The 12528-nt window shown below is 62.0% G+C and carries 13 protein-coding genes; 7 read left to right on the plus strand and 6 right to left on the minus strand.

Annotation, left to right across the window (positions count from 1 at the left end; translation table 11 throughout):
• The first annotated feature begins 36 nt into the window (after nt 1-36).
• From gcvT to gcvPB, 4 genes are all read left to right on the plus strand, one after another.
• Nucleotides 37-1191: a glycine cleavage system aminomethyltransferase GcvT gene (gcvT, locus tag C2R25_RS13285; RefSeq protein ID WP_103729671.1), complete on the plus strand. Its 1155-nt coding sequence runs from the start codon at nt 37-39 to the stop codon at nt 1189-1191.
• 10 nt (nt 1192-1201) lie between these two features.
• On the plus strand, nt 1202-1573 hold the full coding sequence (gene gcvH / locus C2R25_RS13290) for a glycine cleavage system protein GcvH (RefSeq protein ID WP_103729672.1): 372 nt from the start codon (nt 1202-1204) through the stop codon (nt 1571-1573).
• A 140-nt stretch (nt 1574-1713) separates the two neighbouring features.
• On the plus strand, nt 1714-3084 hold the full coding sequence (gene gcvPA / locus C2R25_RS13295; protein WP_103729673.1) for an aminomethyl-transferring glycine dehydrogenase subunit GcvPA: 1371 nt from the start codon (nt 1714-1716) through the stop codon (nt 3082-3084).
• Nucleotides 3081-4679, plus strand: coding sequence for an aminomethyl-transferring glycine dehydrogenase subunit GcvPB (gcvPB, locus tag C2R25_RS13300; RefSeq protein WP_103729674.1), 1599 nt, complete (start codon nt 3081-3083; stop codon nt 4677-4679). The genes gcvPA and gcvPB overlap by 4 nt, the downstream gene beginning before the upstream one ends.
• A gap of 165 nt (nt 4680-4844) precedes the next feature.
• On the opposite strand, the gene C2R25_RS13305 is transcribed toward gcvPB, so the two are convergent.
• A complete protein-coding gene (locus C2R25_RS13305) occupies nt 4845-4976 on the minus strand; it encodes an entericidin A/B family lipoprotein (RefSeq protein WP_103729675.1) in 132 nt (43 codons plus the stop codon).
• Between the two features lie 71 nt (nt 4977-5047).
• The gene (locus C2R25_RS13310) at nt 5048-5956 is read right to left on the minus strand and encodes a DMT family transporter (protein WP_103729676.1); all 909 of its coding nucleotides are present in this window, start codon (nt 5954-5956) and stop codon (nt 5048-5050) included.
• A 137-nt stretch (nt 5957-6093) separates the two neighbouring features.
• Between C2R25_RS13310 and C2R25_RS13315 the strand changes: the two genes are divergently transcribed.
• Nucleotides 6094-6267 (plus strand): hypothetical protein, encoded by a 174-nt coding sequence (locus tag C2R25_RS13315; protein WP_233203982.1) that lies wholly within the window; start codon nt 6094-6096, stop codon nt 6265-6267.
• A gap of 112 nt (nt 6268-6379) precedes the next feature.
• Nucleotides 6380-6994 carry a YceI family protein gene (locus tag C2R25_RS13320; protein WP_103729678.1) on the plus strand — a complete coding sequence of 205 codons (615 nt, stop codon included), beginning with the start codon at nt 6380-6382 and terminating at the stop codon, nt 6992-6994.
• A 40-nt stretch (nt 6995-7034) separates the two neighbouring features.
• On the opposite strand, the gene C2R25_RS13325 is transcribed toward C2R25_RS13320, so the two are convergent.
• Nucleotides 7035-8528, minus strand: a complete 1494-nt coding sequence (locus C2R25_RS13325; RefSeq protein ID WP_199183831.1) for a CpaF family protein — start codon at nt 8526-8528, stop codon at nt 7035-7037.
• Between the two features lie 107 nt (nt 8529-8635).
• On the opposite strand from C2R25_RS13325, the gene C2R25_RS21010 reads away from it, so the two are divergent.
• Nucleotides 8636-8914 carry an HNH endonuclease gene (locus tag C2R25_RS21010; protein WP_103729680.1) on the plus strand — a complete coding sequence of 93 codons (279 nt, stop codon included), beginning with the start codon at nt 8636-8638 and terminating at the stop codon, nt 8912-8914.
• A gap of 60 nt (nt 8915-8974) precedes the next feature.
• Here C2R25_RS21010 and ilvC read toward each other — a convergent pair whose 3' ends face one another.
• From ilvC to ilvB, 3 genes are all read right to left on the minus strand, one after another.
• Nucleotides 8975-9994: a ketol-acid reductoisomerase gene (ilvC, locus tag C2R25_RS13335; protein ID WP_103729681.1), complete on the minus strand. Its 1020-nt coding sequence runs from the start codon at nt 9992-9994 to the stop codon at nt 8975-8977.
• A gap of 84 nt (nt 9995-10078) precedes the next feature.
• Entirely contained in the window at nt 10079-10597 is a 519-nt protein-coding gene (ilvN, locus tag C2R25_RS13340; RefSeq protein WP_103729682.1) for an acetolactate synthase small subunit, read from the minus strand.
• Nucleotides 10598-10613: 16 nt separating this feature from the next.
• On the minus strand, nt 10614-12356 hold the full coding sequence (ilvB, locus tag C2R25_RS13345) for a biosynthetic-type acetolactate synthase large subunit (protein ID WP_103729683.1): 1743 nt from the start codon (nt 12354-12356) through the stop codon (nt 10614-10616).
• Nucleotides 12357-12528: the final 172 nt, after the last annotated feature.

A 12528-nucleotide genomic window follows, 5' to 3' on the forward strand; every position in this document is an offset into this window, starting at 1 on the left:
TATCTGGTGTACCATGTCTGCGCGCGGAGTCGTGTCTTGAGCGAATACCCTGTTACCGATGAAGATGGCGTGGAGGAACTCGCCCCGCTCAACTTGCCGCTTGATGCTTGGCATCGCGATAAAGGCGGTCGCATGGTCGAATTCGCCGGCTACCATATGCCCGTCCAGTACGAAGGCATCATGGCCGAGCACCTCTGGGTTCGAGAGAACGCTGGTCTGTTCGACGTGAGCCACATGGGCCAGCTCTACATCTCGAGCGAGGAGGGCGACACGCAAGCCCTTGAAGCGGCAATCGAAGCGGCGCTGCCAATCGATCTGTCTACGCTGAAGAGTGGAGCGGTGCGGTACTCGCTACTGCTGGACGAGAACGGCGGCATCCTCGATGACCTTATGGTCACCCGCTGGGAAACCGGGTTCTACCTAGTGGTGAACGGCGCCACCAAGTGGGACGATATTGGCACGTTGCGCGAGCTTCTGCCGGATGAGGTAAACCTCAATCACCTTGATGAAAGCGCCTTGTTGGCGCTGCAGGGGCCGCAGGCCTTCGCCGCGCTGGAGCGACACGCTTCGGGCGACATCCCGCTGTCATCGCTGACCTTTATGAAGGGCGCAGCGTTCCAGCTCGCCGGTGTTGACGCTTGGATCAGTCGCTCGGGCTATACGGGCGAGGACGGTTTTGAAATCTCCATACCCGCGGCGGCTGCGACCCAGGTTGCCGATCTTCTCTGCAGCGAGCCGGAGGTGAAGCCGATTGGGCTGGGTGCTCGTGACAGTCTCCGGCTTGAAGCGGGCCTGCCGCTTTACGGCCATGATCTTAAACCTGAAACGAGCGTCGTGGACGCAGAGCTCAAGTTCGCCGTCAACAAGCGGCGTCGGATTGAAGGCGGCTTCCCCGGGGCGGAGCGGGTGCTCGCGGACTTCGCGAATGGCACATCTCGTCGCCGCGTCGGCCTCATGCTCGAAGGGCGTATGGCTGCTCGCGAAGGAGCAAAAATTTTTGTTGCAGATCAGGAAAGTGGCGTTGTCACTTCCGGGGGTTTCTCTCCCACCCTGCAACAGCCGATTGCCATGGCTTACGTCGACACCGCACATGCGGCGGAGGGTGCCGAACTGATCGTGGAGGTGCGCGGCAAGACGCTGACCGCCAAGGTCGTGTCGATGCCGTTCGTCCCCCACCGTTATCATCGCTGAGGAGCTTTCCATGACCCGCTATTTTTCCGAAGACCACGAGTGGATCGAAGTCGAAGGTGACCTCGGCACAGTCGGCATTACCGATTACGCGCAGGGCCAGCTTGGCGACATCACCTTTGTCGATCTCCCCGCAGAGGGTGCGACCGTCGCCAAAGGCGATTCCGTGTCCGTCGTGGACTCCGTCAAGGCTGCATCGGACGTCTACACCCCGGTCTCCGGAACCATCGCCGAGGTGAATGCGGCCTTGGAAGACCAGCCCGAGTTGGTGAACACCGAGGCGGAGACCGGAGGTTGGCTGTTCCGCGTGACCCTGGGCGATGCATCGGAGCTTGGCGCCCTCATGGATGAGGCAGCGTACCAGGCCTACCTCGAAAGTCTCTGACGGGTTCGTCCTCCCGATTGCGCGCCGATCGGGAGGACGTCGTGGGCTGACGACCGTGGCTCTTTCCGCGCCTCGTCTATAAAAGTGCCCGCCCTCGTCAAGGGCAGCTACGAACTGAAGTTCATTCAGGAAAACGCCTTATGCGATATCTCCCGCTAACCCCGGCCGATCGGGCAGCCATGCTTGAAACCATCGGCGCACGATCCGTGGACGATCTGTTCGTCGACGTTCCCGCCGCCGCACGTCTGACCGCGCCGATCGACGGTCTGCCAGCGCATGCCAGCGAAATGGCCGTCGAACGCCACATGACTGCTCTGGCTGCCAAGAACATCAGCGCTGGCTCCGTTCCGTTCTTCCTTGGCGCTGGCGCTTACCGCCATCACGTCCCGGCGTCGGTTGACCACTTGATCCAGCGCGGCGAGTTCCTGACCGCATACACGCCGTATCAGCCTGAGATTGCGCAAGGGACCTTGCAGGTTCTCTTTGAATTCCAGACTCAAGTTGCGCGCCTGTTCGGGACCGATATCGCTAACGCATCCATGTACGATGGTTCGACGGCATGCTGGGAAGCCATTCTGATGGCAGCTCGTGTGACCCGCAAGGGCCGTGCGATTCTGTCCGGGGGCTTGCATCCTCATTACGCCGAAGTGGTTCGCACGATGGCGAAGTTCACCAGGGATGACATCGTCAGTCTCTCCCCCGAATTGGTCGCCGAGCCGGACGACAATGAGGTCATCGCCAGCATCGATGACCAAACCTCCTGTGTCGTAGTGCAATACCCCGACGTTCTGGGTCGTATCCCCGATCTTGCCGCCATCGCGGAGGCGGCACACGCGAAGGGTGCCTTGCTCATAGCGGTCGTCACCGAACCGGTCGCGCTTGGGCTCATCGAGGCGCCGGGCGCGCTCGGCGCTGACATCGTCGTCGGCGAAGGACAGTCGCTGGGCGTGGGACTTCAGTTCGGCGGACCTTACCTCGGGCTCTTCGGGTGTCGCGAGAAGTTCGTTCGGCAGATGCCCGGCCGCTTATGCGGCCAGACCGTCGACGCGGAAGGCAAGCGCGGCTTCGTCCTGACCCTTTCCACGCGGGAGCAGCATATTCGTCGCGAAAAGGCGACAAGTAATATCTGCACCAACTCGGGTCTTTGCGCGCTGGCTTTCAGTGTCCATCTGACGCTGCTTGGCGGTGAGGGGCTGGCTCAACTCGCCGTCGTGAATCATGCCAAGGCTCAAGCCACGTTCGAGCGCCTGGCGAGGATTCCGGGCGTGCGGGTGCTCAACACAGCGTACTTCAACGAGGCCACAGTGGTTCTTCCGCGCGACGCGCGCGAAGTCGTTCGCGCGCTGGCAGACAGGCAGGTTCTCGGCGGCGTTTCGCTGGGTCGGCTGTTCCCGGTTGCGGACGGTCTGCACAAAGGTCTCCTGGTCGCTGCGACCGAAACCACGACAGATGAAGATATAGAGGCTTTCGCCACAGCGCTGGAAGCCGTTCTTGCAGGAGGCAATGCATGAGCGCCCCCAACGCTGCCGGTTGGCGCCCCTCGCTGGGTCAGGCGGAAAGAGCGGAAAATACAACGTCCTCAGGCGATTACGGCCTGATACTTGAAGAGGGCCTCAGCTTCGAGCTCGGCGCAGCCGACAAGTGCGGTGTCGACATCGACTATGCGGACCGTTCCCCCATAGAAGGGCTTGCCCGGTTCCTTCGAAGCGAGGCGCCTGCCTTGCCGGGCCTGACGGAGCCCGAGGTGGTCCGTCACTACACCCGCCTATCGCGACAGAACTACGCGATTGATTTGGGGCCGTTTCCGCTCGGGTCCTGCACGATGAAGCATAACCCGCGCCTTAACGAGAAGATGGCCCGGCTGCCGGGATTCGCCGACGTACACCCGATGCAGCCTCAGACGACGGTGCAGGGAGCGCTCGAAGTCATCGAACAGCTGGCTGACTGGCTCATGAAGCTGACGGGAATGGCATCGGTGGCCATGAGCCCGAAGGCGGGTGCACATGGTGAACTCTGCGGTCTTTTGTGCATCCGCGCTGCCCTGGACGCACGTGGTGAAACGCGCGACGTGGTGCTGGTGCCGGAGAGCGCGCATGGCACGAACCCGGCCACGGCCGCCTTCGCAGGCTTCAAGGTAGAGACCATTCCCGCCACTCCGGCCGGAAGAGTGGATGTTGAAGCTCTCAAGGCGAAACTGGCACCGAACGTGGCAGGGGTGATGATCACGAACCCTAACACCTGCGGCCTTTTCGAACCGGACATGCGCGAGATTGCGGATGCGGTTCACGCGGCGGGTGGCTACGTCTACTGCGACGGGGCAAACTTCAATGCGATCGTTGGCAAGGTTCGTCCGGGCGACCTTGGCGTTGATGCCATGCACATCAACCTTCACAAGACCTTTTCTACGCCGCACGGCGGCGGTGGACCGGGCGCGGGCCCAGTAGTCCTCTCGGAGGCACTGGCTCCCTTTGCGCCGCTCCCCTTCGTGACGCGTGGGGCGGACGGATCGCTGCGTCTGGTCGAGGAGGAGAATGCGGGTGAAGGCCATGCACAGGCGTTTGGACGCATGGTGGCGTTCCACGGCCAGATGGGCATGTTCACACGTGCTCTGACGTATATCCTGAGCCATGGCGCGGACGGCCTTCGTCAGGTTGCCGAGGACGCGGTTCTCAACGCCAACTATGTCCTGCGGGCTTGCGACGACCTGCTTCCGGCACCCTTCGCCGCAAGTGGCCCGTGCATGCATGAGGCGCTGTTCAGCGATGCCGGTCTTGCCGAAGGCTTCACCACGCTCGACATCGCCAAGGGGCTCATCGACGAAGGGTTCCACCCCATGACGGTCTATTTCCCCCTGGTCGTGAAGGGTGCCATGTTGGTGGAGCCGACCGAAACGGAAAGCAAGGCGGGGCTGGACCGCTTCATCACCTCGCTCCGCAGCCTGGCCGAACGTGCCAAGGCGGGCGACGAAAGCCTGCACTCCGCGCCCCACTTTGCGCCGCGCCGCCGTCTTGACGAGACGCTGGCAGCACGTAAGCCGGTTCTGGTGTGGCGAGGCGATGCTGCAGCAGCCGGAACGCCATCGCGTAGCGAAGTCGGCGGAAGATAAGCGCGTAAACGGCGGGAAGGTAGGGATACCTTCCCGCCCACTAACTGCGGCAGCAGTCCACTCCGGCATTCAACCGCCTCGGTGGAGGTGAACGCCTGCCCCGAAACAGGCGAATTGCAGGCGGCTCGGAACCGCGGCTCCCTTGTCGTGACCGCCTGCAGTGCGTCAGTTGATGGCGTCTTGTCCCGCCTGGCCGACCGACTCTACGTCGCGACCAGCGCCCTTCACGGTGTTGCAGGCCGAGGCCGACATCACGATCCCACCAGCTACGAGAGCTAGAACCAGCTTCTTGACCATGTCCGAATTCCTTTTCCAGGGACGCGCGGGTGCAGCCACGCCGCGCAGGGTCCAGAACACATGGTAAAAGATCAGGTTCCCTGAATATCTCGGGTCGCACTCTCGTCCAGTGCCGAGGCCGGCGACACCCGGCGCGACAGGAAGTGCTCGCGCGAGGTTATGATCAAGCCCGCAGCGATGATCATCGGTGCGCCGAGCCACATCGACGCCGAAGGGAGGTGCCCCCAGATCGCCCAGCCGTACAGCGTCGCCCAGATGAGCGTCGTGTAGTCCATCACCACAACCGTTGCCACTTGACCGAACCGCAGGGCAGAGGTGATGAGGAACTGCGCTATGGTGCCGGCGAGCCCGATCGAGAACAGGAGCAGCCATTCTCGCGTGCCATGCGCGCTCCCGTATATCGGGAGAAGGAAGGCTGCCATGAGAGCGCCGAAGAAGGAGAACCAGAACACGCAGGCGATCGGCGTTTCTGTCCGTGACAGATCGCGGATCTGAAAGCTGACGATAGCAACCACCAAACCTGCACCGAGGCCAGCGGCCACGCCGATCGCAGGCATGGCTTGGCCCGATGGCTGCGCGATCGCAATTACCCCCAAAAAGCCAAGGAGGACGGCCGTCCAGCGCCACGGGCCCACCCGCTCGCGCAGTACGAATGCCGTCACGAGGACGGCGAACAGGGGGGCGGTGAACCCGAGGGTTGTTCCAAGGGACAACGGTAACAGCGTCGCAGCGCCAATATTGCAGCAAAGACCGAGGGTACCCGTCGTGGCGCGCAGGGCATGATTTCTAAGCCGGCGAGTGCGTATTGCGGTGAGTTGCCCGGTCGCCGCAAGCCAGCCGAGGATGATGGGCACAGCCATTCCCTGCCGCCAGAAGACGATCTCGGCAACGGATACTCCCGCTTCGCCTGCAAGTTTTGCCAGCATGAACATGGTCGCAAGAGCAACCATTGCCGCTAACCGCAGTCCGATTGCGCGCATTGGGCGGTCAGAGGGCCGGTCGGATTTGTTGGGGGTAGAGCAAGCGGTCACGGAAGGCCGCTTTAACTCTGCTCGGCAGAAGGGCAAGGCGAGGTATGGATATTTCTTTTCTTGCCCCTTGGCTTTGCAGTTGCGCGATGATCCTGGCGACAGTGGCCTGGATCGGGGACTATCGCAGGCAGCGCCGCGCCGACATCGAGCGGGTTGGTTTCATGCCCTGGATCGCGATCTTCTTCTTGGCCTTCATGGTCGCTGTGCTCCTGCTGGCGTTCACCGTCAGGCAGTGGCTCGGCGGGGCATATGCACCTTAGCTTGTTCTAGTAATCCGAACATGTGAAACAGCTTTGTCGGACTGTCTTGTTTGAACACGTTCTGGGAACAGGATGGCCCGTCTAACGCATGTTTCTCGTAGGAGAACTTCGAATGAAACGCATCCTCGCATCCACTCTCGGAGCTCTGTCGCTCGTCGTAGCGGCGCCGATCGTCGCGCAGCAGGCCAACACTAACGCAGCGGCCGTGCAGGCTGGGCAGTACACGCTGGACAGCGCGCACTCGCTTGTACGGTTCACGGTTGAGCACTTTGGTATCAACGACTTCTTCGGCACGCTGCCCGGTGCCAAGGGATCGCTCACGCTCGATCCTGCGAACCTTGCTACAGCCAAGCTCGACGTGACGGTTCCGGTGGCTACCGTCTCGACCACCAACGCGAAGCTCGATCAGGAACTGGTCAGCGCTGACTGGTTCGACGCCGCGAAGTATCCCACCCTGCGATTCGTTTCCACCAGAGTGGTGCGTACCGGCGATCGCACGGCGGATATCACGGGCAACCTCACGTTCCATGGCGTCACGCGGCCGGTCACCCTGAAGGCGACGTTCAAGGCCGCAGGGGTGAACCCGATGAACAAGGCCTATACGGTGGGGTTCGATGCCTCGGGCGTGATCAACCGCAGCGATTTCGGTGTGAGCAAGTATGTCCCCGCAGTCAGCGACCGGACCCGCATCGATATCACCGCAGCTTTCGAAAAGCAGGGCAAGTAAGCCCGGTTCGTCCTCCCTCAGACGAGGGAGGACGACTTCGTCACAGACAGGCTTCGAGATAAGCCTGGTCAAACCCAAACTGCCGCGCCTTTTCCAAAGTGTAGGGGCGAAGCCCCGAGGCACGGAATTCGCCGAGAATCTTTCCGTCCTCGGTCTCGTCGAGATACTCGAACTTGAAGAGCTCCTGAGTGACGATCACGTCGCCTTCCATGCCGATCACCTCAGTGATGTTCGTCGTGCGACGCGACCCGTCACGAAGGCGCTTGACCTGCACGATGAGATCGACAGACTCAGCGATCTGGCGGCTGATGGCTTCCTTGGGGATCCGGATGTCGCCCATCATGATCATGTTTTCCATACGACCGAGACATTCGCGCGGGCTGTTCGCGTGTAGCGTACACATGGATCCGTCGTGGCCGGTGTTCATCGCGGCGAGAAGGTCGAAGCACTCCGCGCCACGGATTTCGCCCAGGATGATGCGATCGGGCCGCATGCGCAGGGCGTTCTTCACAAGATCGCCGATGCTGATCGCGCCCTGACCCTCAAGGTTCGGCGGGCGGGTTTCAAGCGGAAGCCAGTGGGGCTGCTGGAGCCGCAGTTCGGCTGCGTCCTCGATCGTCAGAACGCGTTCGCCCGGATCGATCATCTTCGACAATGCGTTGAGCATCGTCGTCTTGCCTGAGCCGGTGCCGCCAGAGATGACGATGTTCATGCGCGAGGCACCCGCGATTTTCAACGCAGTCGCCATCTGCTCGCTCATGGAGCCGAAATCCTTGAGCATGTCGATGGTGATGGGCTTTTCGGAAAACTTGCGGATCGAGATCGCAGTGCCGCGCAGTGAAAGCGGCGGCACGATGACGTTGACGCGGCTGCCGTCCTTCAGGCGAGCGTCGGCCAGCGGCGTGGTCTGGTCCACGCGGCGCCCGACCTGGTTTACGATGCGCTGGGCAATCTGGAACAGATGCTGCTCATCCCGAAACTTGGTGGATGCGAGCTGCAGTTTGCCTTTTCGTTCGACATACGTCTGGTTCGGGCCATTGACCATAATATCGGAGATATCGGGATCATTGAGCAACTCCTCCAGCGGACCGAAGCCGAGCAGCTCGTCGATGAGCACCTTCTCGAGCGCAAATTGTTCGCGCCGGTTGAAGGTGATCTTGAGCTCAGCCAGCACCTCCATGATGATGGGGCGGAATTCTTCAGAAAGCTCGTCCTTGGTGAGCGTCGCCGCCGCTTCCGGATCGACTCGCTCAAGCAGGCGGGGAAGGACCTGCTCCTTGATCTTGTGGATGGAGGCTTCGAAGCCGCTCTGTTCCGATTGCTCATGAACAGCGTTGGCACGATCGGCAAGGCGCGACATCGCATCCTCCCGCAAGGGAGCGGCGTCGCTGCCGAAAGGGTCGGGTACTGGGGGCGCGCTGGCGGGTATGCTGGCGCTGTCGCCGCCGCTCTTCAGCGGCTTCGCTACACCAAAAGCCGGGCGGGCTCCCTGGCCCATACCGCTTAAACCATTTCGCCGACCGAATGCCGTCATTTAACCGTCAACCTCGCAGGTGCCCGAAGGGACATGACCAACCGGATGCCACCCTGTTAAGGTTGAAACTTTGATAACTTCCTAATGATCCGGAAAAAGGAAATGACGTGACTACGGATCACGGTGAATGCTGGTTGTGCGGGCGCCCTCTGGGGCGGCGGGTGGAATGGCATCATCCCATCCCCAAAAGCAGGGGCGGACGTCTGACGGTACCGCTGCATCCCATATGCCATAGAAGCATTCACGCGGTGTTAGACAATGGGCAGCTCGCGCGCATGCGGCCGGAGCCCTCCGCCCTTCGGCAGGTGCCTGAGATAGACCGCTTCGTGCGGTGGGTCAGGGACAAACCACCGGACTTCCATGCGCCGACCCGCAGGCGGAAGTGAACCACCGGTAGGCGTGGTGGGAGGAGGCGGCAGGCGACCAAGGCCGCCTGCCGCTTCGGCTCAGTTCTTGCTCTTGTCGACGAGAGCGTTGGCACCGATCCACGGCATCATGGCACGCAGCTTGGCACCGGTTTCCTCGATCGGGTGACGTTTGGCAGCAAGGCGCGACGCCTTCAGCTCGGGCTGGCCCGCCCGGTTATCGAGCACGAAGTCCTTCACGAAGCGACCCGACTGGATATCTTCCAGAACGCGCTTCATTTCCTTCTTGGTCTCTTCGGTGATGATGCGCGGACCGGTCTTGATGTCGCCGTATTCGGCCGTGTTCGAGATCGAGTAGCGCATGTTGGCGATGCCGCCTTCATACATCAGGTCGACGATCAGCTTGAGCTCGTGGAGACACTCGAAGTAAGCCATTTCCGGTGCGTAGCCGGCTTCCACCAGCGTCTCAAAGCCGGCCTGAACCAGCGCGGTGGCGCCGCCGCAGAGTACGGCCTGTTCGCCGAACAGGTCCGTCTCGCACTCCTCGCGGAAGTTGGTCTCGATGATGCCTGAGCGGCCGCCACCAACGCCCGATGCGTAGGCAAGGGCGACGTCCTGAGCGTTGCCGGTCACGTCCTGATGGATGGCGATGAGGCAGGGCACGCCGCCGCCACGCTGATATTCCGAGCGGACGGTGTGGCCCGGGCCCTTCGGCGCGATCAGAAACACGTCGATGTCGGGGCGCGGTTCGATCAGGCCGAAGTGGACGTTGAGGCCATGGGCGAAGGCAAGCGCCGCGCCCGGCTTCAGGTTGTCATGGATGTCGGCGGCGTAGATCGCAGCCTGGTGCTCGTCAGGTGCGAGGATCATGAGCACGTCGGCCCATGCGGCCGCTTCCTTGTTCGACAGGACCTTGAAGCCGGCCGCTTCCGCCTTCTTTGCCGTGGCCGAACCTTCGCGAAGTGCGATGGCGACTTCCTTGACGCCGGAATCGCGCAGGTTCTGGGCATGGGCATGACCCTGGCTGCCATAACCCAGGATCGCGACCTTCTTGTCGGTGATCAGGTTGATGTCGCAATCGGCGTCGTAGTAGACCTTCATCGTTCTTCCTTCTGTAATCCCGCAGGGCGGGACCGCGGTCATGTTTGGCGGCGCCTCGATCGAGGCGGGCGCAAGCTTTGAATATCAGGCCTCTTGCGGGCCCCGAGCCATCGCGACGATGCCGGTCCGACCCACTTCGACAAGGCCGAGATCGCGCATCAGCGCTACGAAGCTGTCGATCTTGTCCGGTGCGCCGGTCATCTCGAAGATGAAGCTTTCGGTGGTGGTATCGACCGGCCGGGCCCGAAAGACTTCGGCGATGCGCAACGCCTCGACGCGCTTGTCACCGACACCGGCCACTTTCACCAGCGCCAGTTCGCGCGCGACGTGCGGCCCGACTTCGGTCAGGTCGACCACCTTGTGGACGGGGACCAGACGCTCAAGCTGGGCGTGGATCTGGTCGATCTGGCTGCGCGGCCCGTGTGTCACGATCGTGATGCGGCTCACCGCATGGTTATCGGTGATGTCAGCCACGGTGAGACTGTCGATGTTGTAGCCCCGCGCCGTGAACAGACCGGCGATCTTGGCGAGAATGCCCGCCTCGTTATCGACGGTCACGGTGAGGACGTGCCGCTCCTCGGCTTCATGCTGAATGTGCATCATTGTTCGTCTCGCGTCCTCAGACCAGCGCCTTGGCTTCGTCATCCATCGTGCCGGCAACGCTGTCACCGTAGAGGATCATGTCGGTATGCGCCGCGCCCGAGGGGATCATCGGAAAACAGTTCGTTTCCTTGTGAACCAGGCAGTCGACGATCACCGGACCGGGATGATCGATCATGGCCTGGATCCCTGCGTCAAGTTCAGCTTCGTTCTCGATGCGGATGCCCTTCCAGCCGTAGGCCTCCGCCAGCTTCACGAAGTCGGGCAGACTGTCCGAATAGGAGTTGGAGTAGCGGCTTTCGTAGGTCAGTTCCTGCCACTGGCGGACCATGCCCATCCACTCGTTATTAAGGATGAACACCTTGACCGGTAGGCGGTACTGCGTGGCGGTTCCCAATTCCTGAATGTTCATCTGGATCGAGGCGTCGCCAGCGATGTCAATCACCAGGCCATCAGGATTGCCGCACTGCGCGCCGATGGCGGCGGGCAAGCCATAGCCCATGGTGCCAAGGCCACCGGACGTGAGCCACTTGTTCGGCGAGAAGAAGGGGAAGTACTGCGCCGCCCACATCTGGTGCTGACCGACCTCGGTGGAGATCACCGGATCCTTGTGCTTCGTCAGTTCATAGAGGCGCTCGATCGCCAGCTGGGGCATGATCGCCTGCGGGTTCGCCGGATAAGCCAGGCTCTTGCGGCCACGCCACTCCTCGACGCTGGACTTCCACGCGGTGAGATCCTGAGGCTTGCGGCTGCTCCATTCGACCAGCATCTGCTCGAGCACGATTGCGCAGTCGCCGATGATGGGCAGGTCCACCTGAACCGTCTTGTTGACGGAGGCGCGGTCGATATCGACGTGGATCTTCTCGGAGTTGGGCGAAAAGGCGTCGAGACGACCGGTGACGCGGTCATCAAAACGAGCGCCAAGGCAGATGATGAGATCCGCCTGATTCATCGCCATGTTGGCTTCGTAGGTGCCGTGCATGCCCAGCATGCCTAACCAGTCCGGATGATCGGCAGGGAAGGCGCCCAGCCCCATCAAGGTAGACGTGACGGGCGCGCCGGTCTTCGCCTGAAATTCACGCAACAGGGCGGTGGCGCGGGGCCCCGCGTTGATGATGCCGCCGCCGGTGTAGAAGATCGGCGCCTTTGCGGCTGCGATCATCTCCACGGCACGGCGGATTTCCTCCGAGGTGCCTTCCGTGCGGGGGCTATAGCGCTGGTGGCGCTGGACAGGCCCGTCGCTCCAAACCGCGGTTGCGATCTGGACGTCCTTGGGAATGTCGATGAGCACGGGGCCGGGGCGGCCGGTCGTGGCGATCTGGAACGCCTCGTCGATGACTGCCGCCAGCTCCGAGGGATCTTTGACGAGATAGTTGTGCTTCGTGCAGTGACGCGAGATGCCGACCGTATCCGCCTCCTGGAAGGCGTCGGAACCGATCAGGGCCGTGGGCACCTGGCCCGTGATGACCACCATCGGGATGGAATCCATGTAGGCATCCGCGATGCCGGTGATCGCGTTTGTAGCGCCTGGGCCAGAAGTGACCAGAACGATGCCCGGCTTGCCCGTGGATCGCGCGTAGCCTTCCGCAGCGTGCGCCGCTCCCGCCTCATGGCGTACAAGGATGTGCCGAAGTCGCTCGTCGCCGAAAAGGGCATCGTAGATCGGAAGCACGGCACCGCCCGGGTAGCCGAATACGAATTCCACCCCCTGCTTGACCAGGCTTTCGACCAGGATGCTGGCGCCGCTGCGCTCTTCACTCACAACACGTTCCTTCTCAATCCGCCTCGGCAAAAGGCGCAGGCTCGAGTTTCAGGCTTTGCTCGATGCCGTAATGAAACCGACCCGGCACAACGGCTGGGCCGCACCGGGTCTTCCTCTCCTCCCGCATCACTTCCAATCAGCAGGTGAAGGGCCTCTACGCATCCGCAAGTTG

The sequence above is a fragment of the Novosphingobium sp. HII-3 genome (assembly GCF_002916655.1).
Lineage (GTDB): Bacteria > Pseudomonadota > Alphaproteobacteria > Sphingomonadales > Sphingomonadaceae > Novosphingobium > Novosphingobium panipatense.